Below are 26,632 nucleotides of genomic sequence, written 5' to 3' on the forward strand. Positions count from 1 at the left end.
GGCTACTCCTTATCCACTAAGGCAAAGAAAAAGTTCTCTTTGACCAACGTGTCAATCACCCGTACCGGCTTTAACTGATTCCCGGAAATCCCCCGCATAATCATCAGATCACGATAAAGAGCATAGGTTTCTTCCTGAACAAAAGAAATTTCGGAAGGACTCAAGATTCCACTTTTGACCTTGGAGCCAATCGAAGGGTTGGCCGTCCCTAACTTCGCTTCCATGATTTGACGATATTGTTCATATTGTCCCTTCGCCAGCGGTTTTTCTAATTCAATAAAGATAACATAGCGACCCGGCGATACCGCCACATCGGCATAGACCGAATAATCCACCAGCTCGCAGTCGGTGGCCTTGGCAAATTCCTTAACTGCCCAGGAAACGCATTCTTCGGTCGTCTTTTCGCCAGCTATGCTGACCATCTGATTGAGTCGATAAACAAATTTGATCTTGGGGCATTTTTTATACCAGCCCACCACGCGTACCACGTCTTTGATCCGATAGCGGTAAAAACCAGAGGTGTTGGTTAACACGATCTCATAATCCTTACCGGTTTCCAGTTGTTCCATAGTCAGCGTTTGTTCCCCTTCTTCCTGATCCACCGGGATAAATTCATAAAAGGCCGAGTCGGGAATCAGGACAAATTCCTGGGCTTCCATTTCGTTACAAATCGCCATAATTGACTCTGATGCGGCATAAACGCTGAAATAAATGGGAATATCCCCCAAATAGTGACGCATTTTATCCGTATAGACTGAAAAACTTCCACTACCAATCGCGTGGACAAAAGCCAGTTCGGGCCAGATTCTGGGAATAATGGGGGTATCAAAACCTTTTTTAAATTCTTCTCGCAGTTCCGCCGCCCGTTTGGGGTTCGGCTTTATTTGGGTCAATAACTGAACTTTGATCTCATCGGGAATTTTTATATCCGGATCGATGGTGCCTTTTTCGATGTCATCGACGATCATTTCCCAATTTGTTTCCATATATTTCATCAAGTCAGAAATACCAGTCATAAAGGCAGAAACAATATAGGACAGATTTCGCTCCATCAGTGCAAAACGAAGGTGCGCATACTTGGTGTCCATTATTTCAGTAGGAAAAACAATTTCTTTAGGTGAGGTGAACATCAAAAACAAAAGGTTTTTGATACTGTAAACACCCCGCCCTGAAATGGACCCGGCAAACAAACCATTGGACAGCGTTTCAAATTTGACTTCCATCAGGTTTAGTCCGCGACCGCGTTTCCACTTTTTCCCCAATGCCCGGGCAATGATGGCAAAGCTGAACTGGGTGGCATATTCCCGGTAAAGATCGACCGTTTGTTCCGAAACCGGGATCTTTTTGGGATTATCAACACTACCGGAAGTCAGGGCATAATGGATGATATTATCCTTAGTCAACAGATCCTTTTCTCCGGCTATCATTCGTTCGATATAAGGGGCGTAATCATCATAAATAGAAAAAGGCACCGTGTTCTGATAGTCTTCAATGGTCTTAATCTGGTCAAAGTGATAGCGCCTTCCATACTCGGTGTCGGCATTTTTAGCGATCATATCAAGCATCAATTGTTTATTGATTTCCGGAGCATTTTCGGTTAAACGATCAAAATTCTCAATTTTTTTGTAACCTTTTTTAATATTAAGGGAATAAATCAGTTTGGGTATCATCTTTATCATTTTTCGCCTTCCTTTGCCCAACCCGCAATGCTGTTACGATCAGGGTATTCCGTTACAATGGTTTTTAATTTTGTTTGGTTTACATTCTTCCCGGGCATGATTGATCGGGAAAATAACGAATCACGGTAACCATCGCTCACCATTATTACTTCTACTCCCCGTAAGTGGCATGATTCTCTTAATCGCTGATAGCTGGGCTTTAGCTTAAACAGGTGTTTCTCCAAGTTCAATCTAAAAACCTCACTATCAAACCGCTCTGAATAGGGTTCCAGAATAAAGATCAGCTTTTTATTCTCCCGATCCAATAAGATCTGATAAAAACGGATCTCCTGATTTAAATAATTAGAAATTGTCTCAATCGCCCCATCAATTTCAAAGACCCTTAAACTCAGGCGATCCAACTCCAGCTTTTCCGATTCTTTGCACACAAAAACAAGCCTGGGAATCTGATTATTCATCTCCGTCACTCGGACGATATCTTTCATATTATAGCGGTACAAGCCCGAATAGGAGGTAATGATCAGTTCGTAATAGCCACCTTTTTTTAATTCGTGGGCCAAAAGGGTTTGACTCGTTACTTCTCCGACTGGTAAAAACTCAAAAAAATAACCAAAAAGAGCAAGTAATCCGGCTGGATCCTGGGCTTTATCTGGTATATTAAACTTTCCTTCACTGGCGCCGTAGCCCCATTCCAGGAATTTGACCGACTGAGGGAGGTGCTTTTTGATATCGGTCACAATTTTTGCTGCACTGGCTGACATCCAGCAGGACACAACCGCAAACTCGGGCCAGATCATTGCCACATCCAGGGTCTTTTTGTTTTTAAGAATTGTTTCCAGTTCTGCTGCCCGCTCCGGATTTGGCAATAATTCCGAAACCAATTTTTCCCTCAGTACCGCATCAATGGAAATCTTTGACGATATCTGACCCTCTCTGATATCTTCTAGCAAATCGTCGGCTTGTGCATTCATTTTTTTTAGTAAAACATTAAAGTGGGCAATATTGCTACAAACAACACCAACCAGATTTTTTTCTGCCAACGCATAGCGAATCGTTAAGTAATCGGTTGTCTCATTACTCAGTCCCTTCGCGATCATCATTGCCGGTGGCAGCACCATTTTTTTTAACATCTCGACTGGCATATCCTTGGCCGCCTGGCCAGAAGCGGAGCCAATCGGAATGCCTCCGTCGGTTTTGCCATACTCCGAGGGGTTAACAATAGCCAATACCTTTTTTCCCGGCGCCATTACTTCCGGGGCCATCATTAATAAAAGGATGGCCCGAATCTGAGAAACCAAACCCTTGACACATTCCCCATTTTTACTTTCAGGAATCAGTTTAGGTACACCAGTGGAGCCGCTAGTAGCAACAAAACTGGCTGTTGGACCGTCAAAAAAAATGTCTCCCTGACCTGCTTTTAACGGTGTCAGCTCTTCTTCAATCTGAGAATAATCCGATATTGGCACCTTGTTTCTAAAGTCGTCGACGGTTTTAATGTCTGAAAAACCCATTTTTCTGCCAAACTCACTATTCTGAGCAGATTTTAAAATATCCTGAAGCACACGTATTTGTGTGGCCTCAGGAATACTTTGGATAAAATAAAAACTTTTAATTAATTTTTCATTGGGCATTTCCTTTAAACGTTCTGGAATACTCTTATCATCGTTGCCGCCAAAAATGGCCCTAAACTGCTCTTCCGCCATACTATTTCCCGCCATTTTCACACCCTTATTCGATGGTCAAAATATCTGAAAACCCGGTCATATCAAATACTTCCTGGATTTCCGGCTTGACGTTTTTAATCACCAGACTACCATCAAGTGCCTTGGATTTTTTTTGAATCAGCAGTAACACTCTTAATCCGGCACTGCTGACAAAATCCAGCTTATCAAAATTCAGAATCATCTTAAATCCTTGTTTAGTATAATACGGCTCCATTTCTTTTTGAAACTCAGGGGAGGTATTGGTATCCATTCGGCCTTCTAGTTCAACTAGAAAAATATCACTTTCTTGCTTTACTTCAATTTTCATTCGTATACCCTTTCTTCTTTAAAAATTATAACAATCTGTTGTTTTCATCTGTAACGATAATTCTGAATTGTTCCAAATTGTCGCCCTGTTGATAAAAGGAGACTTTTCTTGGCATAACCCAGTTAAAACGCTTTGACGGTTTAGCTTTAAAGGCATTTATGCCTTCAAATTTTTAATTTTAATTGATCATACCACAATAATTTGCCATGCGCAATTACAAAACCAGTCGAAATACGAAAGTTGTATTTATATCCAAATCAATTGCATACTTTATCGTTATTCACGTGTTTAATCCTTTAAAAAATGCATCCATAAAGGCGATCTTTTCAAAAATAATCTCAGCCAATAAAGCCCTGTATTTGGGAATCTGCTAAGCATCGTTGAAAGATGTTCTGTTTTTATTTACAAATTCAATTTTCTTTTACATCTTCGTTACAAGCTATTTACAACAACCATAATTTGTGCTAGTATTATTACACTTAGAACAAATCTGAGCACTTATGATTACATTTTAAATTAAATAAATGAAAAGGGAAGGAATGTCATGAAAAAGAACTCGATTATTTCCATTATTATCATCCTACTAATTCTTCTGACCGCCATTTTGTTTGTTCGTAGCTGCAACCAAGAAGGAAGCGAAATGAAAAACTATACCGTGGCGGGTACCTACAACGAAACAGCAACCTATCAAAACGGAGAGATTAAGGTTTCTGATGTCAACATCGAAAATGCCACCTTTACCGGTAATCTAACCGTTACTGATGCGGTTGCCGATGGCGAAATTCGGCTGACCAACGCAGCCGTACAAGGCGAATTACTGGTAAAAGGAGGTGACACCATTTACCTGGATGGTGGCGCCTACCAGAACATCATTCTTGAGAAACCCGGGGTAAAAATTGTTTTACTTGGCGAAGCAACCGTTGAAACGCTGACCGCCAGAGCAGCGGCCAACATCGTTGTTGACAATCAAAGTAAGGTAAAGACCCTAAACGTTGAGAAAGCCGCTGCCCGGACATCCATCACCACCCAGGAAAATGGTACCATTGAAAACATTCAGGCCCGGGGCGCCAGCGACATTATTCTTAACACACCAGCCAAACTAATTGGATTCGGCACCAATGCCGGTGGATCAACCCTTGTAGCCAATGCGGTGGTTGATAAAATCGTGGCTGAATCGAAGGTTATTCTCACCCTTAATGCCAATGTGGGAACCGTGTTGTTAACCACTACTGGTGAAGGAACCAGCATTACACTTGGCAACAATGCCGTAATTGCCTCTCTGGCCACAGAAACCCGGGTTGAGATAACCGGTGAAGGCAGTGTTACCAGTGCCACCACCAACGATGTACTGTACATTACCGGGACCGTTACCCCGGAGGTCGTTTATATTACCACCAAGCCGGTTGTCAGTGATACCAATGGTTCATTAGCTGTATCAACCAATACCAACCGAGTCGCCGATAGTAGTTCCTCTGGCGGGTCCAGCGGCACCTGGTATTCCGGTTCAAGCGATTCCGGGTCGGTCATTGATACGATTCACGATACCCCGTTTATCCCTCCAACCCCACCAAATCCGCCAAGCCCAACCCCACCAACCCCACCGAGCCCACCTGTAAATATTTCGGTGGAAGCAATCCAGGTAACACCGGTTGAAGCAGATGTGATTATGGGTAATACTTTAAAACTGAACACCGTTATTTTTCCCAAAAATGCGACCAATCAAACCATCATTTGGGAAACGTCTAATAACGCGGTTGCCACCGTCACCAATGGGGTGGTCACACCAGTTTCTAATGGCGAAACCACCATCACTGCCCGAACTCAGGATGGGAATAAAACTGATACCTGTAAAATTACAGTCAAAACCAATGTCACCGCTGTGACTATGATTAATACCATCAACACCGTCAATAACAATATTGCACAAACCATTGCCTATGACAGCAGTTACTCCCTGCCGGTTGTGGTCATCGCCCAGGGTTATGGCAGTGAACTTTTTCCCTGTTCAGTAACCTGGTCCCCCAATACCGTGGACACGAAAAAAATTGGTGAAACAATCTATACCGGCACTTTGGTAATGCCTGCTGGCTATGTCAACCTGAATAACACCCAGGCCTTAATCACCCTCACGGTCCTGGCCCAACCGGTAATTACCGCCAGCTCGGAACTATCCTCCCAACGTGTTTATTTAAATGAAGATCCTGCTCCTGTTTTTGTGGAAGCTGATGTTACTGATGATAAGACCTTAACCTACCAGTGGTCTTATCGCATCGGTGATGTCGAAACCCCACTACCAGAGGTTACAGGTCCAATTTATGATCCCCCGGCATCCGCAACCCCGGGTACTGTCTATTATAACTGTGTGATCTCTTCTGAAAATGCTGATCCGGTCACCGTCTTAGCGGGTACTGTCGTGACCAGTATCGATCCCGCTGTCCTACCAGTAACACCTGATCCCGCCGATCCTGAAACCGGTGAAACAGAACCGGTTATCGTAACAACATTAGCTGAAATACCAACGATCACGGAACAACCAACCAGTATTTCACAACTGAGTGACATCGCAGTGGCAACCAGTTTGGCTCAGGCTACCCGCACTGCTCAGGCTGCCCTCGGCGCACCTAAGTCTGAGATAGCAACAGCTTCTTTTAGAGTAGCTGCCACTGTCAATGATGGCGGTGTCCTCACCTACCAGTGGTTTGAAAGCTCCGTGGCCGTCAATGCCGATGGCAAAGCAGTTGATGGTGCTACTGATAAGACCTTTGCGGCCGATACCGCCAGTCCGGCCGGAACCACCTACTACTATGTCGAAATCACTAATACCAAAGCCGGTTGTCTGCCGGTAACCGCCGTCAGTCTCCCGGTTTCACTCACCGTGATATAGCAAATTTAAAAAAAGAAGTGATCATCCAAATAATGGTGATCACTTCTTTTAGGTTGTCGTGCCACTGCGTACCGACCAATTGTTAATCTGTTGTTCGCTACGCGATCGGACAGGCTACGCCGTGTTCGCCCCGATGCGTAGGGTCTGACCCCTAGGTCACAACATGATGTAACAATTGTCGGTACGACTTGTACCTAGATTTAAAGAAGTGACCACCAAATAGCAGTGATCACTTCTTTTTTAATTAACTTCCTATTATAATAGAGTCTCTTATTCCATTTCGACGATCAGTTCGCCGGACTCGACGCTTTGTCCATCCGATACATAGATCCGTTTGACCTTGCCGTCTTCGCTGGCGACCATTTCGGTTTCCATTTTCATGGCTTCAACAATAACCAGAGCCTGATTCTTTTTGACGTCTTCTCCTTCGTTAACCAATACTTTTAGAACAGTTCCAGGAATACCTGAGCCGATCTGTTTAGTGTTTTTAGGATCAGCCTTTAGCATGGTGACCTTTTGCTTGGCCGAGAGGCTGCGCTTATCTTCAACATAGATTTCACGACGGAACCCATCCACTTCAAATCGTACTGGGCACATGCCCTCATCATTAGGTACGCCGATGTTGACTAATTTGATGACAAAGCGTTTTCCTTTGGATACCTCCACATCGACGATTTCTCCGACCTTTAAACCGTAGAAGAAGGCGTGGCTTTCCATTCGCATGTAATCACCGTATTCCTGAATGAATTCCATATATTCTTTCATTACCTTGGGATATAGAGCAACACTTAACACTTCCCGATCGTCCAGTTCAACACCAAACTCTTCATGGAAGTCTTTTTTTATTTTACCAAAATTTTCGTCAGGAAGCAGAATCCCGGGACGAACTGTGATCGGTTCTATGCCCTTTAAGACAATTTTTTGAAGCTCAGGATCAAATCCACCTTCTGGCTGTCCGATCATGCCCTTGTAAAAATCAACGACCGAATCGGGATAAGATAGTTCTTTTCCCTTTGTTTTAATATTATCAGCGGTTAAGTTGTTCTGAACCATAAAGATGGCTAAATCACCAACCGTTTTTGATGAGGGTGTCACCTTGACAATATCACCCAGCATCAGGTTCGCTTCCATGTATTTCTCTTTAACCTCCCGAAATTTATGGCCCAAACCAAAACTTTCCACCTGGGCCCGAAGGTTTGAGTATTGACCTCCCGGTATTTCCAACTTATAAATTTCAGTGGAGCCGGATTTCATTTCAGATTCAAACTTACTATAAACCTGACGGGTGCTGCCCCAATAATCCGATAAAATCTGGAGCTCATCTTCATTTAGTCCCGTATCTCTTGGGGTATTTTTTAGGGCTGCCACAATCGAGTTCAGGGCCGGCTGAGAAGTTAAACCACTGAGCCCGTTTAGCGCTGCATCGGCAATATCGACCCCGGCCATCTGTCCAAAGAGCACTGTGGCCACCCCATTACCCGTTGTATCATGGGTGTGAAGATGGATGGGTAGGCTAACCTCCTGTTTTAAGGCTTCTACCAGCTTATAGGCGGCTCCCGGTTTTAGTAAACCAGACATATCTTTAATCGCCAGAATATGGGCTCCGGTTTTTTCGATCTCCCGGGCCATTCTCAGATAGTAATCGAGATTATATTTGGTTCTCGAAGTGTCTAAAATATCCCCTGTGTAGCAGATGCTGACTTCAGCAATCTTATCCGTTTTTAAAACCTCCTCAATGGAAATCTTCATCCCATCCATCCAGTTGAGTGAATCAAAAATACGGAAAATGTCAATCCCACTTTTGGCCGCTTCCTGAACAAAGGCGCGGATCACGTTATCTGGGTAATTTTTGTAACCGACAGCATTGGCACCCCGCAAAAGCATCTGAAACAAAATATTGGGAACTCGCTTGCGCAGTTCATCAAGCCGTCGCCAGGGCGATTCTTTTAAGAAACGGTAGGCCACATCAAAGGTTGCGCCGCCCCACATTTCCAGGGCAAAGAGATCCGGTGCCAGGGCTGCGGTTTCCCGGGCGATTTTGATCATATCCCGGCTTCGTACTCGGGTGGCAGCGATAGACTGATGGGCATCCCGGAAGGTGGTATCAACCAGCAGCAGTTTCTCCTGGTCTTTGATCCACTTTACCAGACCATCTGGCCCCTGCTCATCAAGGATCTGTTTACTACCCCGAAATTCGGTATCGACCGGAATAGCCGGGATATAGGGCTCATCATAATCCGGTTTATTTCCAAAGGTTTCATTGACAATAATATTCCCGAAGTATTTGAGCAAACTGGACGCTTCACTTTTCTGATCTTCAATCTCAAACAGTTCTGGGTGATCATCAATGAACTTGGTGTCACAGTTTCCTTCAATAAAGGTGGGGTGCTGAAGCACGTTGATGAGAAAATCCTTATTGGTTTGAACCCCTTCAATTGTCATTTCTTTCAGCGCGCGCAGCGCTTTACGACGGGCATCTTCAAAGTTTCTGGAAAAAGAGGTACTCTTGACCAGCAAACTGTCATAATAGGGCGTGATTACTGCGCCAGTAAAGCCATTGCCACCGTCGAGGCGAATCCCAAAACCACTACCGGTTCGATAAACATCCAATCGGCCCGTATCCGGCATAAAATGATTGTTCGGATCTTCAGTCGTGATCCGACATTGGATGGCTGTTCCCCTCGTCTCTATTGACGCTTGACTGGAAATACCAATTTCTTCGGAGTCGAGCGGTAAGCCCTGGGCAATTAAAATTTGAGACTGCACCAGATCAATTCCGGTGACCAATTCAGTAACGGTATGTTCGACCTGAATCCGAGGATTCATTTCGATAAAATAATGGTCGCCTTTTTTATCGACCAGAAACTCAATGGTCCCGGCATTACGGTAGTTTACTTCTTTAGCCAGTTTAATGGCGTCCTTACAGATCGCCTGACGTTGTTCTTCATTGATACTTAAGGAGGGGGTAAATTCAACGATTTTCTGGTGTCGTCTTTGAATCGAGCAATCCCGTTCAAAAAGATGCACCACATTCCCATGGTTGTCACCCAGAATCTGCACTTCAATATGTTTCGGTTCTTCTAAATATTTTTCGACAAAAATAGTCCCATCACCAAAGGCTTTGGTTGCTTCACTGGTTGCTGAATGGAACTCTTTTAAGAGATCTTTTTCGTCCCGGACGATTCGCATCCCCCGACCACCGCCGCCTGCAGCTGCTTTTAAAATGATCGGATAGCCGGCTTTCTGTGCGAACTCCAGGGCTTCCGAATCGGAGGTGATTGGTTTTTCAACACCGGGAATCGTGGGGACCTTCACACTTTTGGCGACGATTTTCGATTGAATCTTGTCACCCATTTTTTCCATCATTTCGTGCGTTGGTCCGATAAAGACGATCCCTTCCTCTTCACAGCGTTTAGCAAAAAGCGGGTTTTCAGCCAGAAAACCGTAACCAGGATGAATCGCATCAACCTCTTTTTTCTTGGCCAGGGTGATGATTTTATCCATATCCAGATAAGCTTCCACCGGACCATTCGTGCCAGTAATCAGATAAGCCTCGTCGGCCTTGGTTCTAAAAAGAGACAGTTTATCTTCCTGCGCGTAAATGGCCACGGTATGAATGCCAAGCTCCTGACAGGCCCGAATGATCCGGATGGCAATTTCTCCTCGATTAGCGATTAATACTTTATTAAACTTTTTCATCTTTCCTTCTACTTTCTGAACGCATTTTTATGCATCAACAATTCTCATCTCCAAAAAAATAATTGTAACTATTATATAAAATTGTATGCCATTATTAAAGCTATTTTTTGAGGATTATCAAATTATTTTTAGCGACCACCCAATCACACTCAAATAGGGCTAAAAATAAGCGTTTTACTCACTTCTGCTTAATGTTTTCTTTAGTTAACTTTTCATTCTTAACCCTTTGGCGATATTTTATTACGACTGCCGCATCCACTTTTTTTGGGATTTGGACACGTTTTCTTTTTTTTCGCTGATGGTCGCTATGTTTAACCTGAGTTTCACTTATTTCTTTTTCTTTCGCCTTTTCGATTATTTCATTTTCCAGACGTTGAAATCCATAGCGCCTTTCTGTTTCTTCTTCCAGCTTGGGATTATCTGAATAGAAGGTGTTAGCCAGACGTTTAACGATAACATATCCGGGAATGACAATAACCAGAACAATAATAAGCATTCCGGTATCCATGATTACTCGCCTCTTTTCAGCGTTTCTTTTTTTTGTATATAATCCTTCTGATAATCCTTACTGGAGATCAGAATTTCCTCTAAAAAACGTTCATATTCTTTATCGTAGTTCTTATTTTTCAGCTGCTCCAGATTTTTTTGCAGCATTTTTTCTTCCCGACTCTGGTCGAATATATTACCATTATTATTGTATTTATATTCAGCCACAGCCTGGATGCAATCCATTCTCTGCTCAAAAAGGACCCGCATCTGCGCATCGATCTGATCGATTTTATTTCTAATTTCATCTAATGTTTTCAATCTTATCTCCTAAAGTAAAAAATCTGCCAAACAGATGGCGGTGGCGGCTTCTACCACGGGAAAAGCCCTGATCACAATGCAGGGATCGTGACGCCCCTGAATTTTTAAGGTCGCGTTGTTTCGATTGGCCAGATTAATGGTCTGCTGTTCTTTGCCAATCGAAGGCGTCGGTTTAAAGGCGACCTGAAAAACAATTGGCATTCCATTGGAAATACCACCGTTGATACCCCCGTTGTGGTTGGTTAAGGTCTCAATTTGTCCGTTATTGATGCGCAGGCCATCATTAGTTTGGGAACCTCGCAGGCTGACCATTTCAAAACCAGCCCCAAAGGTTACGCCTTTTACGGCGGGAATAGAAAAGAGTAAGGCCGATAGACGACTTTCAATGGATTCAAAAAAAGGATTGCCAATCCCCGGCTCCAGGCCAGTGATAAAGCCTTCCACCAAACCACCCACCGAATCCTCATCTTCCATTGCTGCAATGATTGCCTGTTTCATCGCTTCTTCCAGATTGGCATGATAAAGGGGGAAAGCGGGATTTTTAAAACCCCTGATTAGGGTTTGATAGACCTTCCAATCCTCAATCGGGGTATCTTTTACCTCACCAATTGATACAATCCGGCTTCCGATTCCCAGCTCTGGACAAATTACGCTTAACATCTCTTTGGCAATGGCCCCGGCAAAAACCAGAGGTGCCGTCAGCCGGCCGGAAAAGTGACCGCCGCCGCGATAATCCTGGAAGCCACCATAACGGGCGTCGGCGGTATAATCGGCATGACCTGGACGCATCAGATCTTTGGTTTTTGCATAATCTCCGGAACGGGTATTTTCGTTGCGGATCAATCCCGCTAATGGTGCGCCGGTCGTTTTGCCATTAAAAATGCCACTCAGCACTTCAATTTGATCCCCCTCTTTTCGGGGTGTCGCCAGCGGGTTTCCCCGGGCGGCCCGGCGGTTCAGCTCACTCTGAACCCGCTCCAGATCAATTTTAATTCCGGCGGGGAGTCCATCAATGACTGCACCAATCCCATTACCATGGGATTCACCAAAAATCGAAAGCTTAAATTTATTTCCCCACGTCGAGCCCAATCCACTCACCTCCTACCGCTTTAAAGTCTTCCCAGAAATGTGGGTAGGATTTATTGACTGCTTCGGCACCGTCCAGAACGATCTTTCCTGAGGCCCGAATGCTAGCGATCGCTAAAGCCATCGCAATTCGATGGTCATTATGACTCTTAACCTTGCCCCCAGTGAAGCCTTCGACCCCGTGAATTATCAGTCCATCGGCGGTTTCTTCAATCTTGCCGCCCAGTTTATTAAGCTCTAAAGCAATCGCCATCAACCGATCCGACTCCTTAAAGCGCAGTCGCTCACCATTTATTATGGTGGTGGTGCCCACACTCAAGCTGCCTAACACCGCCAGAATCGGAACCAGATCCGGACACTGAGAGACATCGATAACAATTCCATGAGTGGTTGATTTTTTTACCACCAGGCCATCAGCTTTAGCACTGATTTCACCACCCATTTGTTTTATCAGATCAACCATTACCTTGTCCCCCTGAAAAGAAGAAAGATCAAGATCCTTGCAGTCCATCTTTTCACCAATGGCACCCGCTGCCAGCCAGAACGCGCCCTGAGAAAAATCACCTTCGACCCGGTAATGACAAGGTCGATAGGCCTGATTTCCCTTAATCAAAAACCGCCGGTCATTGTCATTGACAATCTCAATCCCAAAGTGCTTCAGCATGTCCAGGGTAATATCAAGATAGGGTTTTGACTCCAGTTTTGATGTAACTTCAATAACCGAATCGCCAGAAAGCAAGGGCAGGGCAAAAAGTAAGCCGGTAATAAACTGTGAACTTACCCCGCCATCAATTTGATAGCTGCCGGGAGTCAGAGTTCCTTCTACTGCCAGAGGTAGATCCTGTTGTTTATTTAAATGCTCATAATGAATTGATTTTTCTTCAAATAGATCATAATAGGGCTTCATCGGCCGGGTAACCAGACGACCCTTTCCGGTAATCACCACCCGTTTAGGCTGGAGCAGCAAAATCGGGATAATAAATCGCAGCGTTGATCCTGACTCATTGCACTCGATGGTCTCCTTCCCAAGTACCAGCGGATCGCAGCCCTTAATTGTTAGTGTAAACCGCCCGTTTTGTTCTTCATGATAAGAAATGCTTGTCCCTAATGCTTCCATCGCCTCACAGGTAACAATCATATCCTGAGACATCAGCACATTAGAAATCACGCTTTCTCCCTTAGCCAGCCCCGCCATAATAATCGCCCGGTGGCTGACACTTTTCGAAGGCGGTATTTCCAAACTGCCCGTTAATTGTCTTGGTGTAATCTCAATCTTTCTCATTTTCTTCCTCACAATTTTCTATTTTTACTTTTTTCACTTGGCAAATAGACAATCAATAACTCAGTAGCGATTATTTTTACAACCGGTTAACCCGTATCGCTACGGGGTTATCGCTCTATTTATTTCAGTTATTATCGAAACAGTTCGATGGCCTGGGGTTTTTGAATTTTGACAATTTGAGCCTTGCCGATTTTTTCCAGGGCACAAATGTAAAGCGAGTCATTCTCAAACTTTTTGTCCGTAAACAAGATTTCCTGAACCTTGTCCAGAGGCATTTTGGGAAGCTCAGTGGGCAACCCGTAATTCTCCAGGATTTCGATAATATTCGTGTAGGTGTCCTTCTGACTGATCCCTTCTGCTACCGTTTTCTTCGTGATCTGTGCCATCCCAATGGCAACCGCTTCACCGTGGGAATATTTTTTAAATTTAAAATAAGATTCCACTACATGGCCGATGGTATGGCCAAAATTTAGAATCCGCCGCAGTCCCTGTTCATGCTCATCAGTCTGAACCACATCCCGTTTAATCTGACAGCATTTGGCAATGATCTCTTCCATATCTTCAACCAAATCCTCATAATAGGCATACCCCATCAGTTTGACAAAAAGCGGGGCACTACTGATACAACCGTACTTGATGACCTCGGCCATACCATCAATCATATAATGATCTTCAAGGGTTTCTAAAAATAAGGGGTCAATGATAACGGCTTTAGGCTGATGAAAAGCACCGACCAGATTTTTGCCATAATCTAGATCAATCCCGACTTTTCCGCCGACACTGCTGTCAACCTGTGCCAACAATGATGTCGGTACCTGGATCAAATCAATGCCGCGGAGATAGGTTGCCGCGCAAAAACCGCCCAAATCCCCAACGACGCCACCGCCCAGGGTTAAAATAGCATCACTGCGGGTGATATTACATTTAACCAGTTCGTCATATATTTCGGCGGTTTGCGACAGGCACTTGCTTGCCTCGCCTGGAGGAATGACAATGCTGTAAACCTTGGGACCAGCCTGACGAACCTGACGTTCCACATCGCTTAAATACTCTTTTGCTACATTTTTATCGGTGATAATCACCACCTTGTGATACTGGGAAAAGAGCGCCTTCATTTGGGCCAGCCGCCCTTTAATGCCTTTTTCGATGATAATGGGGTACTGGTGCATATTCTCTGTTTTGCAAATTAATTCCTTCATTTTCTCGGCTCCTTTAAAATCTTAACCTCTATTATATCATAGTTTTTTCAATTTAAAACCATAAAGCATTGTCCTGGGATTTTTAAATGGTTTAGTTGTGTTAACACCTGTCTCCATTGTAAAGACAGATTTGTTTACAAAAGAACCGTCTTATATAAGACGGTTAAACTATAAACATCGTACCAACGCAGTACCGACAATTATTAATCTGATTGTACGCATCGGGGCGAACACGGCATAGCCTGTTCGATCCCGCGGCGAACAATAGATTAAAATTGATCGGTACGGCAATTTATTCAACGGTCTTATATAAGACGGTCTTTTCTTTTTATCGGTCTTCCTTGAAATAGTTTTTACCCAGCCAGGCTGGTTCTTTTTTGTTGCTGCTCTTTCGCATCGAGGTAAAGATCAAAACAAATACTGTTGCCAAATAAGGCAGGGCCGTGAAGAAGTAAATTGAAACTGGCAGGGTATATTGCTGGAGCCAAAAACTGGCAATATCCAAAGCGCCAAAGAAATAGGCCCCCAATAAAGCTTTGCCGGGATTCCACATCGCAAAGATAACCAGTGCTACCGCAATCCACCCTCGTCCGCTGACGACATTAACCGGATAAATACTGATGTAAACCAGGGATAAAAAGGCTCCACCCAGGCCACACAGTGCTCCACAAAGGGCAATATTAAAATATTTATACTTATCCACGGGAATTCCGCTGGCGTCAGCCGCGACCGGATTTTCACCAACCATCCGGGTATTTAAGCCCCACTTGGTTTTATAAAGGTAAACATAAATGGCAATCACCAGTAGATAAGAAAAATAAACATAAACACTTTGGTTAAAAAAGATCTGACCAACGTATGGAATATCCCCAAAAATCGGCAGCTTGATCGGCGCAAAAAATGTGGTAATCGCTTCCGGCACTTTTTTCCCGACAAAGTTCTTGCCAAAGAAGGCGGCAAAGCCAACCCCAAAAATACTAAGCGTCAGCCCGGTAACTACCTGATTAGCCTTTAAGCTAATCGTCAGAAAGCCATAAATCAGAGCCCCGCAGGCCCCGGCAATGGCTGCGCAGAGCACCGCGATGTAGGGATTGCCAAAGGTAAACCCGGCAATAAAACCAACCACCGCCCCCATTTGCATCATCCCTTCCACCCCAAGATTAAGGTGGCCGACTTTTTCTGAAATAATTTCTCCCAGAGTCGCATAAAGCAAACAGGTTCCGGCCTTAACCGCAGCCGTTAAGAAAAAAACAAATTCCATTATGCCACCTCACGTTTATTTTTATCGGAAACAAAGCGGTACTGCAAGATAAACTCGCTGCCCAAAATAAAAAACAGAATGATCGCCTGAATCATTTCTGCCACCGAACCGGGAATCTGGAAGGCGGTTTGAATATACGAGGCACCCTGCAACAATACCGCAAAGGCAAAGGAATTAACGACTACAAAGGGCACCTTGAGTCCTGAAAGCCAGGCTACGATAATGGCTGTGAAACCCAAACCGCCAGTGATTTGAGTTGATAACGCCCCGCTGACACCCGTGGTTTGCATCATCCCGACCACACCGCATAAACCGCCGCTAACAAGAGCGGCGATCATAATGGTTTTAGTGACATTAATACCGATGTATCGGGCGGTATTTTCACTTTCGCCCAAAACAGAAATTTCAAATCCGATTTTTGATCGGTTCATAAAATAATACATCGCCAGAACAATAATAACTGCCATCAAGATACTTAAATTAAAACCACTGACACCGGGTAGTAAAGCATTGGGAGGAAGATTAGCTATTTTAGGCATCCCACTGGCTGCCGGATCCTTCCAGAAATCGTATTGCAATGCAGTTACCAGTGTTAACGCGATATAGTTTAACATCAGCGTAAACAGCGTTTCATTGGTTCCAAAACGGGCTTTTAAAAAAGCTGGAACCATCAGCCAAACGGCGCCAAATAAAAAAGAAACGACACTCATCAACATCAGCATAATTGGTAGCGGCAGATCCGGCAGTAGCCGGACTACCAATGTGGTTCCGACTGCCCCCATCAGAAACTGACCTTCAGCACCGATATTCCAAAAGCGCATTTTAAAGGCAACCATTACCCCCAAAGAGAGCACCAGCAGCGGTACCATTTTCTCGATCGTGGCAGCAAAACGATACACCGAGCCAAAACAGCCCTGAATAATCCCAAGATATAACTCAAAGGGATTGGCTCCGGCAACCAGAACAAGGATTGAGGCCAAGGCCAACGCTGCTAATACAGCCGACAGCCGAACAACTATTTTTTCCCGGGTTTTGGGAAGATCTTTCTTTACGATATGGAGCATGCTTGTTCTCCTTCACTAATAACCCCGGACATCATTAATCCAATGGCTTCTTTGGTGGTTTTTCGCGGATCCACAATCCCTGTTACCCGACCTTCACAAATAACTAAAATGCGATCACAAAGACTCATCAGAACGTCCAAATCCTCGCCCACATAAATGATCGGTTTCATTTTAACTTTTTGCTCATTGAGCAGCTCATAAATAATTTGAGAAGAACCTACATCCAGACCTCTGGTGGCGTAAGCCGTCACCATCAGTTTCGGTTCCAGTTCAATTTCCCGACCCAACAAGACCTTTTGAATATTCCCGCCAGAGAGCAAACTGACGGCATGATTTTCAATCGCGGGGGTGGACACGTTAAGGCGTTCAACCAGGGCTTCGGCCTTGTCCCGGGAAACAACCCGAGAAATTCCCAGCCCTTTTTTGTTGCGGTAATCTTTTAATAAAACATTATCAATAATATCCATCGAAGAAACCAGACCCATTCCTAAACGGTCCTCAGGAACGAAGCTCAGACTAATTCCCATCTGACTGATTTTTTCGGGATTCTTGCCGACGATGTTTTCGCCTTCAAAAATAATCTCACCGGATTTGATATGATAAAGACCAGCGATACTCTCACATAGTTCTTTCTGGCCGCTACCGGCAATGCCGGCGACGCCGAGAATTTCCCCAGCATAGAGGTCAAAACTGACGTGATCAAGAATATTGACCTTATTTCGATCGATGGCGGTGATATCTTTCACTTCTAGCGCCTTTTCTCCCCGTTTTACCGCAACATAGGGAACATTAAGCTCCATCATATCGCCAACCATCATCCCGGCCAGTTCCTGCGGCGTGGTTTCTGCTTTATTAACTGTTTGAATGGTCGTGCCCTTACGCATAATGGTAATCCGATCGCTGATTTCCATAACCTCTTCTAGTTTATGAGTAATAATAATCACTGAACAGCCTGTTGCCACCATCTTCTTAACAATTTCAAAGAGATTCTTAATTTCCTGGGGAGTTAGTACTGCCGTGGGTTCATCCAATATTAGAATATCAGCCCCCCGATACAGGACTTTGAAGATTTCCAGACTCTGCTTTTCGGCAACCGACATTTCATAGACCTTTTTATTGGGATTAATGTCCATTCCCAATTGGGCAATCAATTTCCCCATCTCATCTAAAATCTTTTTCTTATTTAAAAAAGGGGTTGTTTTACGACTGCCGGCGGCCACATTTTCCATTGCTGAAAAAGCATCGACCAACTTGTAGTGCTGAGGCAACATCCCAATTCCCAAGTCCAGGGCAATCTTGGGGGAACTGATACTAACACGTTGGCCCTTCACTTCGATCTGCCCTTCATCCGGCATATAAATGCCATTTAGAACATTCATCAGTGAACTTTTGCCCGCTCCGTTCTCTCCTAAGATGGCATGCACTTCTCCCTTTTTTAATGAAAATTCCACATGATCCAGGGCTTTGACCTTACCAAAAACCTTTGTGATGTTTTCCATTTTAACCACATAATCATTATTCATGCTTTCACCTTTACTAAAAATAGCGGACAGAGTCAGAAGACTCTGTCCGTTAACCCATTTGTATTATTTTAAACTACCAACAACATTATCAACAAACCAGTCCATGCTTAACTGCGCTTCATCTGTCAGAGTAGTTCCAACCGGTACTTTTACAGTGCCGCTCTGATCTTTTAATTCGCCCGCAAAAATTACCAGCTCACCTGATTTAATGGCGGCTTCAGCGGTGTCAATCTGACCTTGAGCCGTTCCTGGCGCCAAGGTTGTCAGTTCATCCAGTAGGACGATCCCATCAGTCATACCACCCCAGTATTGCTGCGATTTCCAGGTTCCGTCAATGACTGATGAAACCGAATCGGTATAATAACCGCTAAAATCCCAAAGTGGAGCCGTCATATAGACTTCTGGCATACTTTGTGCCGCACTTAAATCATAACCAATCGATAATTTACCCGCTTCTTTAGCCGCTTCCATAGTTGCTGTTGAATCCTGATGCTGAGCGGTTACATCACAACCTTGTTGGATCAGCGCTTCGGCGGCTGCTTTTTCAACAGTTGGATCATACCAGGTGTTGGTCCAGGAAACATTAACAGTGGCTGCCGGATTTACCGATTTTACACCCAATGCAAAGGCATTGATACCACGAATTACTTCGGGAATTGGCATCGCTGCTACATAAGCAATTTTATTCGTCTTAGTTGTTAAGCCGGCGACAATTCCGGAAAGGTAACGTGGTTCTTCAATTTTTCCAAAGTAAGTCCCCATATTATCAGACGTCATATAACCTGAACAGTGTTCAAATTTAACATCAGGGAATTCTTCGGCTGCTTCAACCATTCCATCCATAAAACCATAGCTGGTTCCAAAAATAATGGTACATCCCTGATCAACCATATCTCTAATGGTTGAAATAACAGCGCTTTTTTCTTCTGGTACATTTTCTTTAACGATGGTTTCAACCTTACCGTCTAAGTTTTCTACCATTTTTGCCCGGCCATTGTCATGAGCTTGTGACCAACCGCCATCATCTGCTGGTCCAACATAGATAAAACCAACCTTTGTAACCTCAGCTTTACCTGATGTCGCTCCTGAACTGCATCCGGCTACACTTACAACCAATAAAACCAGTGTAAGCATCAATACTCCCAATCTTTTTTTCATTCTCTTCCTCCTATTTCTAATCTGGTTTAGAACCATCGGATAAACAGTCCTACCCACACTAGTATTTTAACTAAAAAACATCTAAAATGCAATCTAAAAAAGTTGAATAAATCGGTCGTCTAAGCCATGTTTCTATTGCAATGCGTTGGTTAATTCGGTATTATTATATGTAACCGTGGTGAATCGGATTCTTCACCCTGTTAAATGGTAGATTTCGTATTGAAAGGAGTGTCATTTTGAAAAAAGAGAAAAAAGCTAAGAAGTTGGACGTCAAAGAAACAAAAGATTCGAAAAAAGAGACGAAAAAGAAAAGTGCCGCGGAAGAAAAAAAAGAAGGTTCGGTTCAAAAAAAAGAAAAATCAACGGTTCAAAAACCTGAACAATCCGATTCTTCCGTAGATCTTGATGCGCTCAAGAAACTGATGATTGATTCTGCTGCTCTTTATCAGGATATTCTTGTTTTACCGCAAACCTTTACAGTCAATGATGGTTCCTATTCTCTCTATCCTTCTGAACTGAAAGCCCTTGAAATGATCGGCCGATTTTCAGGCATCAATCTGACCCAATTGGCTAATAAATTGGGAATTTCAAAAAGCGCTATTTCAAAGTGCAGCTCCAAACTACTGGAAAAAGAACTCATAAGAAAAGAAAAATCAGCGGTCAACGTGCGTGAAGTGGTCTTCACCCTGACCCCCGATGGTCAAGCAATTTTTGATCAACTGGAAACTGTCCATGCCAAACTATTTGCGCCCCTTAATACGGCTTTGAATGGCATCTCACCCCAGGAAATCAAAGCTCTCCACCGCATCTTCTTAACCATTACTGCAAGCCTTGAGACGATTGTTAAACACCCCAATTGATACAAGCTACTTGTTTTAACAACTGATAAAACCGTACCGACAATTGTTACATCCTATTATTTGCATCAAGGCAAAAAAGAGATTAACAATTGATCGGCACGGTAATTGTGGTTCTGTTATCGAATCGCACGGTATTTAGGGCGCTAGCATTTCTTGTGGCTGATACGTTTTTTCTGTCCTCTGATTATCCTGGTTATTTTGCACCACGCCATAGCTTTCGAGCCTCAGGTGCATCTGTTTTTCAGACCCAGAGCCTTTCTTGATTTCATAGCTGATGACACGAATAACTGGAATTGATTGATTTAATCGATCCAGAAATGCCATAAATGTTTCATCATTACCGGTACAAACCACCGTAAATTCACAAGTCGCTAAAAACTTTCCATCCGGTCCTTGAATCGTTTTTTCTTCATTTTCAGTAAATTCCGGCGCAATTCTTGCGCCTAGAGGATCATCGATCTGAAGCTTGATCAGTCCAAACTCCAGCGAAGTGAGGCCTACCTCAGCAGTGTCTGCTGTTTTTGCAACCGCTTCGTAAAGACTGACCGTATCTAAACTTTCCGGCAGGCTATCGTTGGTTATCTTTAACGCTTCACTCATTTCACCCAGTTTTTTTAGATAGGTTTCCTCCGTCATTTGGTCCGGCAATTCCTGATAATAGCGTACTCTTTTTTCAAGTTCAGCCTTGCTTGCGCCGTAGGCCTGGTATTTAGGAATCACCAGTAAAGTAACGAAGATGACCAATAGGGCCATTACGACAATCCCTTCCTGAAGCTTTGTTTTACTATTTTTTTGGTGTGCTTCTGGGGCTTTCGGGGTTCTATCGCTTAATTGTTTTTCCATCTTTTGATTCATCACTTAAACCTCCGCCACTAGAAGACTTAATGTAAATTCCCACCCGGCTTCCCCGTCCGGCTTAATTGTGGATACCGCCTCTTTCGTGTTGGTATTAACCATGTTAATTTCTAAAAAGATTTCCAGACCCGTAAGTTTTTCTTTGAATTCCAGGATTTCTTCTTTCTTTTTTGCTTCACCTGAGACAGACAGTTGGCCATCCCGAAATTCATAATTGGAGAGTTTTATCCCAGCCGGTAGGACCCTGTGAATTTCCTCCACCGTTTGCAGCGGTAGTCCTTTTCCCTTGTTGATGGCTTCCAAAACGAGACTGCGATGTTTTAACAGCTCTTTTTGCTGGGAAAGATTGGCATAAATCACCTGATAATCAGATTTATTTTCAATCAGTGTCTCTACCTTTTTAATCTCTTTCTGATAATGGAGATCCAAACAAGTCAACGCTCCGTAAATAATAAATACTGCTATAAATAATCCGATAAAAATCATCTGCACTTTTGTTAGCGTATGCTTCTTTTGTTTTTTCCTTTCTGAAACAACTGGTAATAAGTTCATCTCTAACTTCATAACAAACCACCACGCAACTGCGCCTGTTTGATTAATCCACACACGCAGGGCGTCATTAAGCAGCGTTGGGCTTTGGTCATTTTCCCGGGAAGAATCAGTTCCTCTTTCTCATCCAAAAGCTCATCGACAGGCCGGATTTTTTTATCTAGCCATTTTGACAGCGTCTCCAGTACGCCGCGATGAAGACTCTCTCCTCCCATCAGATAAATATTTTCATTTATATCGTTCATACCGGTTTTTTCATACCCTAATGGAAATTCAAAAATTTGCTCCGTTACCTTAATAATTTCCCGCAAATAGGTTTTTCCATCCCATCCCGTTTCCAACTCCAACCGATGGTTTTCAACCAATGCGGCGCGGTAATAATAAAAGAAACGGGTCTCACTTTTTCCCATATCAATAATAAGTGTTGGCTGATCCACGTTGGGATCAATCAGACTGTCAAAGGTATAAAACTGTGGAACAATCGACGCTAAACGACAGCCGGTTTTACCAAATAGTTTTGTATACCGACTCAAAAGATCTTTTTTTACCGCAACCCCCAGCACATCCAAGTTTGTCTCATCAATACCAAGATGTTCAAACCACCGGGTCCGCTCCCGCGCTTGAAAATCGATTCGCCAAAATTCCAGATTTTCTGATGTAAGCAGTTGCAATTGCCAATAGATTGCTTCTTCCACCTCGTTGATTGTCATCATCGGAAAGGTAAATGAAGCCACTAGCATCTCTTTATGGTTTATGACCAACATCACGTCATCATGACGGCGTGCGCCTTTTAAAAGATGACGCAAAAACCCCCTAACCATCGACTGTTCTTCTGAATTGCCGATATTTCTAATCTGTTCTGGTGTTTTTTCAATGCGAAACCCTTCAATCTGGACCCAACCAGACGCACCAATCTCACCAACGACTATTTTTGTTAACGCTTCACCCAGATCAATCGCCCAGAACTTTTTTCTCTTTTTCACACCGCCCCCACCATTTTCCAGTTAAATCTCACAATCTGACCTGACGGCACCGCATCCGTTACCAGCTCAATTTCACCACTGAAATTCATATGATACGCCTTATATTCACTACTTATTTCCACATACCGCAATTTTTCTGCTGTTTTAAAAACCTGGATTTCATAATAACCGCCGTTCTCATCCGCACTCTTCCCGCCAGTACCCGAATAATTGACATCCTCCTCCAGCTCAGCCTGAAGAATCGCCATGGCATTTTTTCCTGTCACGATACATAACTGATAATCCTGATTCAAGCGATTGGCTTCCAGTTCCGCCATTCCCCGGGTTAAAGCATAACCCGCACCCGCTGTTAATAATGCCATCACGACCAAAACCAGGGGCAGCACAAATCCATCTTCGCTTAGCTTATTCATACAAACTCCACCATTCTTCCATGGGAAATCGTCGTTTCGCGATCGTAAGTTGATCCCTCAACCACTAAACTGTATTTTATAACAATTTCCTGATTCGCGCCAAGGGTCATCGAAAAAGACGAAATACCATCTAGAAATTGACTATTACCCCCAGAACCGATCGAAGTTAAGCCATTTTTATAAACCTTATAGCGTCTCAAAAACCCGCTACTGTAACGATAATAGTTGTAATAACTTTCCGGGCTTTCCAGATCCTGAAGATAGACGCGGTTGTTTTTAAAAACTATTTTTTCCGATCTTAAAATCTGTTTTTGAAAATACAACTCAATGTATCGCTGTGTATAAAATAATTTTTGATTGGTTTCGGCTTTTTTATTAATCGTATTTGCATAAATCAAGCCCGATAGTAGCAACCCCAGCAACAAAGACATCACCATTAAAGACGTTAACAGCTCAATCAGAGAGAAGCCAGAGGGACCCATTTCTTTTCTAAATGACTGGCGTCTCATCTTGCCTCCAGAACACTTTAATATAGAATACCTTATCCCTACTGTTTTTACTCGTATGCGCGATTTCAAGCGTATATAAATTAGGTTGATGATCCGACACGACATTTTTTAATTCATAATTCGGGTACCTGCTCATTAAAATAGAATTAACCCGATCATTCAGACTTGTTGTCGAAGGCTCTTTTAAATTGATATTAATTTCGTCGACAATGCTATTTATTTCCACCGATCGTGAAAAAATCGCCTTTGATACCATCTCTGTTTTTATCGCCATCCCATACAGACCCAAAATCATCACCAGGGCCGCCCCACAAACAGCAATGGCGATAATCGCTTCCATTATTGTATAACCTTTAAGCGCCTTTATAATTGGTCCGATTTTGAACCTACGATTCATCTAAATAAATCCTCCCGTTGCCAACCTGCACCACAATTCTTTTGACATCACCGCTTAAACTTGTCAAATTTATTGTTCCTCCCTGGGACACGGTTCCATGTCCATACAAATTTAAGGCTGTGGCACCCGTATAGGAGCCTGTGAACCGCAGCGTTTTTACTACAATCTGCTCTGTCTGACTGACCCCGTTTTTTGTCCAGACGACCCGCATCCCATCATCTAAAAACCGAACCTGGCGCCGATAGCCATCCATAATGGCTTCATTTTGATACTGAAGCAAGGCATACAGGATTTTTTCACACTCGGCATCGTAGGCGCTATCGCTAAACGCATTACGACTGTTAAATCCTGTGCCAAGCAGAGTAACCGTGAGTAGAGCCAAAATTGAGAGTGACACCAGTAATTCCAGCAAGGTATAACCCTCTTTTTTCCGTAGACATGGACGATTTGCACGTTTCATTTTTTTTGCACTCGTTTTCATTAAAGTGGCGCTATACACCGGGGCTGGCAGTCAAACTGATTTCTTTTAAAGCGCTATCATAGGTGAAAACGACACCCTTCGTGACCGCCTTTACTTCCGAATTTTTTAAATAGCCAACACGATTAAGCTCCGTCACCAGTTCATTAAAGGTATCTACCCCTGCTGGAATATCCCCAATTTCCGCCTGATAAAGCAAAACGGCACTTTCAATAATCCGAATATTGGCCTCATCCGTTTTTTTCTGAGAGTTTTCGAGAACACCGGTAAATTGTGGAATCGCCATCGCTGCCAGGGCGCCTAAAACAGCAATCACAACAATTATTTCCATCAACGTAAAGCCGCTAAAACGATTTTGTCGGATGATCCTGTGCATTCTGACGGGTTTGCATTTATTTCCCACTTTCAATCCCCTATCTCTTTTTATTTGATATTACCACGCTGGGATATTAAAAAAAAGAGTAAATATTTTGCCTCATCTAAAATCTAATCAACAGCATCGTCAGCCGATTATAAATCCCAGGCTTCTTTTAAGATGCCAATCCCGCTATAAATCTGTTTGTCGGTTAACGAACCATACCCCAGCAAAACCATGCTTTTATAATTTTCCGCACCATGGATAAAATAGGGTGAAACCGGATAGACTCGCACGCCCTGAGCCAAGGCCCGGGTATACATAGCTTCTTCGGTGAGACCATTGTCAAGCTGTACAAGCAGATGATGCCCGGCGTTTTCACCGGTTATTTTGACCCGATCACCCCATTGCTTTAATGCATTCATCAGAACGATCCGTTTACCCTTATAGACTTTTCGCATTTTATTGACATGCTTTTCAAAAACACCGTCAGAAATAAAAGCACCAATCATTTTTTGCTCCAAACTGGAAACTGGCGAACTAATGGCATCCGCTATTTCAAGATAGGCCTTCAACAAGGCTTCTGGCAATACCATATAGCTAATCCGAAATGATGGTGCAATGGATTTAGAAAAGGTTCCAATGTAAATCACCTTACCATTATTATCAATACTCTGAAGTGAGGGCAGCGGCTTTTCATTGTAGCGAAATTCACTGTCATAATCATCTTCAATAATATAATTCCCCTGATCCTGATTGGCAAAATTAAGTAAGCGAATGCGTCGATCAATGGGCATACTCATCCCCAACGGAAACTGGTGGGAGGGGGTCACATAAACGGCCACATCCGAAAATTTCTTCATCGGTTCGATTTGAATACCCTTTTCATCAATATCGATGGAAATCACCGGGTTCCCCATTTTTTCAAAAATATGATAAGCTTTAAGATAAACCGGATTCTCCAACACCACCGATTTGTTCTTTCCCCAGAGCAGACCTAAGATTTGCAGCAGATGGCTAGTTCCTGAACCGATAATGATCTGATCTTCGTTGCAGCGTACTCCCCGGGAGCGATACAGTAACTCTACCAGGGCTTTTCTAAGCTCCAACTCACCTTGAAGGTCTGGTTTATTTAAAAGGTAACTGTCATATTCATTAAAGGTAACCTTAAAAATCTTACGAAAGGCTTCATAAGGAAAAATACGTTGATCGATGGCATTGGGTGAAAAATCAATTTTGACGGACCTGGTTTCTGGTTTTTTTATCTTTTTTTCCGACACGTGATTATTTTGTTTCAGTAAATAGGTATCAATCTGGCAGACAAAATATCCTCTTTTGGGACTGGACTCAAGGTAACCTTCAGCCACCAGCTGCCCATAGGCTGCATCCACCGTATTCACACTCACTGACAAATGGCTGGCCAGGCTACGTTTTGAAGGCAGCTTCTCGCCAAATTTTAAATTACCATCGGTTATTTCCCGCTTGAGATATTCGTATATTTCGACATAAAGAAAGGCACCCTTATTCTTAAATGGTATTGTAATCATCATATCTCCTTAC

General features: G+C 43.4%; 24 protein-coding genes. 2 read left to right on the plus strand and 22 right to left on the minus strand.

Annotation, left to right across the window (positions count from 1 at the left end; genetic code table 11):
• Positions 1-2: 2 nt before the first annotated feature.
• The 3 genes from DOZ58_RS07480 to DOZ58_RS07490 are packed head-to-tail and all read right to left on the minus strand — an operon-like array spanning position 3 to position 3,710.
• The gene (locus tag DOZ58_RS07480; protein WP_111887742.1) at positions 3-1,679 is read right to left on the minus strand and encodes a GH3 auxin-responsive promoter family protein; all 1,677 of its coding nucleotides are present in this window, start codon (positions 1,677-1,679) and stop codon (positions 3-5) included.
• Positions 1,676-3,397, minus strand: a complete 1,722-nt coding sequence (locus DOZ58_RS07485) for a GH3 auxin-responsive promoter family protein (RefSeq protein WP_111887743.1) — start codon at positions 3,395-3,397, stop codon at positions 1,676-1,678. The genes DOZ58_RS07480 and DOZ58_RS07485 overlap by 4 nt, the downstream gene beginning before the upstream one ends.
• Positions 3,398-3,407: 10 nt before the next feature.
• Positions 3,408-3,710, minus strand: coding sequence for an STAS domain-containing protein (locus DOZ58_RS07490; protein ID WP_111887744.1), 303 nt, complete (start codon positions 3,708-3,710; stop codon positions 3,408-3,410).
• A gap of 544 nt (positions 3,711-4,254) precedes the next feature.
• On the opposite strand from DOZ58_RS07490, the gene DOZ58_RS07495 reads away from it, so the two are divergent.
• Complete coding sequence (locus DOZ58_RS07495; protein WP_111887745.1) at positions 4,255-6,594, plus strand: Ig-like domain-containing protein; 2,340 nt, start codon at positions 4,255-4,257, stop codon at positions 6,592-6,594.
• Positions 6,595-6,864: 270 nt separating this feature from the next.
• On the opposite strand, the gene DOZ58_RS07500 is transcribed toward DOZ58_RS07495, so the two are convergent.
• The 10 genes from DOZ58_RS07500 to DOZ58_RS07545 all read right to left on the minus strand — a co-directional run bounded on the left by DOZ58_RS07500 (position 6,865) and on the right by DOZ58_RS07545 (position 19,673).
• The gene (locus DOZ58_RS07500) at positions 6,865-10,293 is read right to left on the minus strand and encodes a pyruvate carboxylase (RefSeq protein ID WP_111887746.1); all 3,429 of its coding nucleotides are present in this window, start codon (positions 10,291-10,293) and stop codon (positions 6,865-6,867) included.
• A 178-nt stretch (positions 10,294-10,471) separates the two neighbouring features.
• Positions 10,472-10,801, minus strand: a complete 330-nt coding sequence (locus tag DOZ58_RS07505) for a hypothetical protein (protein WP_111887747.1) — start codon at positions 10,799-10,801, stop codon at positions 10,472-10,474.
• A 2-nt stretch (positions 10,802-10,803) separates the two neighbouring features.
• On the minus strand, positions 10,804-11,100 hold the full coding sequence (locus DOZ58_RS07510) for a chorismate mutase (protein ID WP_111887748.1): 297 nt from the start codon (positions 11,098-11,100) through the stop codon (positions 10,804-10,806).
• 9 nt (positions 11,101-11,109) lie between these two features.
• Positions 11,110-12,189: a chorismate synthase gene (gene aroC, locus DOZ58_RS07515; RefSeq protein ID WP_111887749.1), complete on the minus strand. Its 1,080-nt coding sequence runs from the start codon at positions 12,187-12,189 to the stop codon at positions 11,110-11,112.
• On the minus strand, positions 12,167-13,468 hold the full coding sequence (gene aroA, locus DOZ58_RS07520) for a 3-phosphoshikimate 1-carboxyvinyltransferase (protein ID WP_111887750.1): 1,302 nt from the start codon (positions 13,466-13,468) through the stop codon (positions 12,167-12,169). Before aroA ends, aroC begins: the two co-directional genes overlap by 23 nt.
• A gap of 131 nt (positions 13,469-13,599) precedes the next feature.
• The gene (gene aroB, locus DOZ58_RS07525) at positions 13,600-14,667 is read right to left on the minus strand and encodes a 3-dehydroquinate synthase (RefSeq protein WP_111887751.1); all 1,068 of its coding nucleotides are present in this window, start codon (positions 14,665-14,667) and stop codon (positions 13,600-13,602) included.
• A gap of 328 nt (positions 14,668-14,995) precedes the next feature.
• Positions 14,996-15,928 (minus strand): ABC transporter permease, encoded by a 933-nt coding sequence (locus tag DOZ58_RS07530; protein ID WP_111887752.1) that lies wholly within the window; start codon positions 15,926-15,928, stop codon positions 14,996-14,998.
• Positions 15,928-16,992 carry an ABC transporter permease gene (locus DOZ58_RS07535; RefSeq protein WP_111887753.1) on the minus strand — a complete coding sequence of 355 codons (1,065 nt, stop codon included), beginning with the start codon at positions 16,990-16,992 and terminating at the stop codon, positions 15,928-15,930. Before DOZ58_RS07535 ends, DOZ58_RS07530 begins: the two co-directional genes overlap by 1 nt.
• Positions 16,977-18,515, minus strand: coding sequence for an ABC transporter ATP-binding protein (locus tag DOZ58_RS07540; RefSeq protein ID WP_111887754.1), 1,539 nt, complete (start codon positions 18,513-18,515; stop codon positions 16,977-16,979). The genes DOZ58_RS07535 and DOZ58_RS07540 overlap by 16 nt, the downstream gene beginning before the upstream one ends.
• Before the next feature lie 63 nt (positions 18,516-18,578).
• On the minus strand, positions 18,579-19,673 hold the full coding sequence (locus DOZ58_RS07545) for a BMP family ABC transporter substrate-binding protein (RefSeq protein ID WP_111887755.1): 1,095 nt from the start codon (positions 19,671-19,673) through the stop codon (positions 18,579-18,581).
• Positions 19,674-19,909: 236 nt separating this feature from the next.
• Here DOZ58_RS07545 and DOZ58_RS07550 point away from each other — a divergent pair, with 236 nt between their 5' ends.
• Entirely contained in the window at positions 19,910-20,533 is a 624-nt protein-coding gene (locus DOZ58_RS07550) for a MarR family winged helix-turn-helix transcriptional regulator (RefSeq protein WP_162624466.1), read from the plus strand.
• A gap of 135 nt (positions 20,534-20,668) precedes the next feature.
• Here the strand turns inward: DOZ58_RS07550 and DOZ58_RS07555 are convergent, their stop codons facing one another.
• From DOZ58_RS07555 to DOZ58_RS07590, 9 genes are all read right to left on the minus strand, one after another.
• Entirely contained in the window at positions 20,669-21,388 is a 720-nt protein-coding gene (locus DOZ58_RS07555) for a hypothetical protein (RefSeq protein ID WP_111887757.1), read from the minus strand.
• 3 nt (positions 21,389-21,391) lie between these two features.
• A complete protein-coding gene (locus DOZ58_RS07560; RefSeq protein ID WP_111887758.1) occupies positions 21,392-21,952 on the minus strand; it encodes a PilN domain-containing protein in 561 nt (186 codons plus the stop codon).
• On the minus strand, positions 21,949-22,920 hold the full coding sequence (pilM, locus tag DOZ58_RS07565) for a type IV pilus biogenesis protein PilM (RefSeq protein WP_111887759.1): 972 nt from the start codon (positions 22,918-22,920) through the stop codon (positions 21,949-21,951). Before pilM ends, DOZ58_RS07560 begins: the two co-directional genes overlap by 4 nt.
• Entirely contained in the window at positions 22,917-23,333 is a 417-nt protein-coding gene (locus DOZ58_RS07570) for a hypothetical protein (protein ID WP_111887760.1), read from the minus strand. The genes pilM and DOZ58_RS07570 overlap by 4 nt, the downstream gene beginning before the upstream one ends.
• Entirely contained in the window at positions 23,330-23,842 is a 513-nt protein-coding gene (locus DOZ58_RS07575; RefSeq protein ID WP_162624467.1) for a prepilin-type N-terminal cleavage/methylation domain-containing protein, read from the minus strand. The genes DOZ58_RS07570 and DOZ58_RS07575 overlap by 4 nt, the downstream gene beginning before the upstream one ends.
• A complete protein-coding gene (locus DOZ58_RS18525) occupies positions 23,823-24,239 on the minus strand; it encodes a hypothetical protein (RefSeq protein ID WP_162624468.1) in 417 nt (138 codons plus the stop codon). The genes DOZ58_RS07575 and DOZ58_RS18525 overlap by 20 nt, the downstream gene beginning before the upstream one ends.
• Positions 24,229-24,699, minus strand: coding sequence for a prepilin-type N-terminal cleavage/methylation domain-containing protein (locus DOZ58_RS07580; RefSeq protein WP_162624469.1), 471 nt, complete (start codon positions 24,697-24,699; stop codon positions 24,229-24,231). The genes DOZ58_RS18525 and DOZ58_RS07580 overlap by 11 nt, the downstream gene beginning before the upstream one ends.
• Positions 24,700-24,730: 31 nt before the next feature.
• Complete coding sequence (locus DOZ58_RS07585) at positions 24,731-25,093, minus strand: competence type IV pilus major pilin ComGC (protein WP_111889706.1); 363 nt, start codon at positions 25,091-25,093, stop codon at positions 24,731-24,733.
• 134 nt (positions 25,094-25,227) lie between these two features.
• Positions 25,228-26,622, minus strand: coding sequence for a PLP-dependent aminotransferase family protein (locus tag DOZ58_RS07590; RefSeq protein ID WP_242988633.1), 1,395 nt, complete (start codon positions 26,620-26,622; stop codon positions 25,228-25,230).
• Positions 26,623-26,632: the final 10 nt, after the last annotated feature.

Origin of the sequence: Acetobacterium sp. KB-1 (assembly GCF_003260995.1) — a bacterium.
GTDB classification, from domain to species: domain Bacteria; phylum Bacillota; class Clostridia; order Eubacteriales; family Eubacteriaceae; genus Acetobacterium; species Acetobacterium carbinolicum.

Coding starts and splice junctions, on each gene's coding strand:
- DOZ58_RS07555 (WP_111887757.1), bottom strand. CDS start 21,388: ATGAATCAAAAGATGGAAAAACAATTAAGCGATAGAACCCCGAAAGCC.
- DOZ58_RS07485 (WP_111887743.1), bottom strand. CDS start 3,397: ATGGCGGGAAATAGTATGGCGGAAGAGCAGTTTAGGGCCATTTTTGGC.
- DOZ58_RS07480 (WP_111887742.1), bottom strand. CDS start 1,679: ATGATAAAGATGATACCCAAACTGATTTATTCCCTTAATATTAAAAAA.
- DOZ58_RS07585 (WP_111889706.1), bottom strand. CDS start 25,093: ATGCACAGGATCATCCGACAAAATCGTTTTAGCGGCTTTACGTTGATG.
- DOZ58_RS07580 (WP_162624469.1), bottom strand. CDS start 24,699: ATGAAACGTGCAAATCGTCCATGTCTACGGAAAAAAGAGGGTTATACC.
- DOZ58_RS07535 (WP_111887753.1), bottom strand. CDS start 16,992: ATGCTCCATATCGTAAAGAAAGATCTTCCCAAAACCCGGGAAAAAATA.
- aroB (WP_111887751.1), bottom strand. CDS start 14,667: ATGAAGGAATTAATTTGCAAAACAGAGAATATGCACCAGTACCCCATT.
- DOZ58_RS07540 (WP_111887754.1), bottom strand. CDS start 18,515: ATGAATAATGATTATGTGGTTAAAATGGAAAACATCACAAAGGTTTTT.
- DOZ58_RS07505 (WP_111887747.1), bottom strand. CDS start 10,801: ATGGATACCGGAATGCTTATTATTGTTCTGGTTATTGTCATTCCCGGA.
- DOZ58_RS07495 (WP_111887745.1), top strand. CDS start 4,255: ATGAAAAAGAACTCGATTATTTCCATTATTATCATCCTACTAATTCTT.
- DOZ58_RS07590 (WP_242988633.1), bottom strand. CDS start 26,622: ATGATGATTACAATACCATTTAAGAATAAGGGTGCCTTTCTTTATGTC.
- DOZ58_RS07570 (WP_111887760.1), bottom strand. CDS start 23,333: ATGAATAAGCTAAGCGAAGATGGATTTGTGCTGCCCCTGGTTTTGGTC.
- aroA (WP_111887750.1), bottom strand. CDS start 13,468: ATGAGAAAGATTGAGATTACACCAAGACAATTAACGGGCAGTTTGGAA.
- DOZ58_RS07530 (WP_111887752.1), bottom strand. CDS start 15,928: ATGGAATTTGTTTTTTTCTTAACGGCTGCGGTTAAGGCCGGAACCTGT.
- DOZ58_RS07560 (WP_111887758.1), bottom strand. CDS start 21,952: ATGAAGTTAGAGATGAACTTATTACCAGTTGTTTCAGAAAGGAAAAAA.
- DOZ58_RS07500 (WP_111887746.1), bottom strand. CDS start 10,293: ATGAAAAAGTTTAATAAAGTATTAATCGCTAATCGAGGAGAAATTGCC.
- DOZ58_RS18525 (WP_162624468.1), bottom strand. CDS start 24,239: ATGAATCGTAGGTTCAAAATCGGACCAATTATAAAGGCGCTTAAAGGT.
- DOZ58_RS07545 (WP_111887755.1), bottom strand. CDS start 19,673: ATGAAAAAAAGATTGGGAGTATTGATGCTTACACTGGTTTTATTGGTT.
- DOZ58_RS07490 (WP_111887744.1), bottom strand. CDS start 3,710: ATGAAAATTGAAGTAAAGCAAGAAAGTGATATTTTTCTAGTTGAACTA.
- DOZ58_RS07575 (WP_162624467.1), bottom strand. CDS start 23,842: ATGAGACGCCAGTCATTTAGAAAAGAAATGGGTCCCTCTGGCTTCTCT.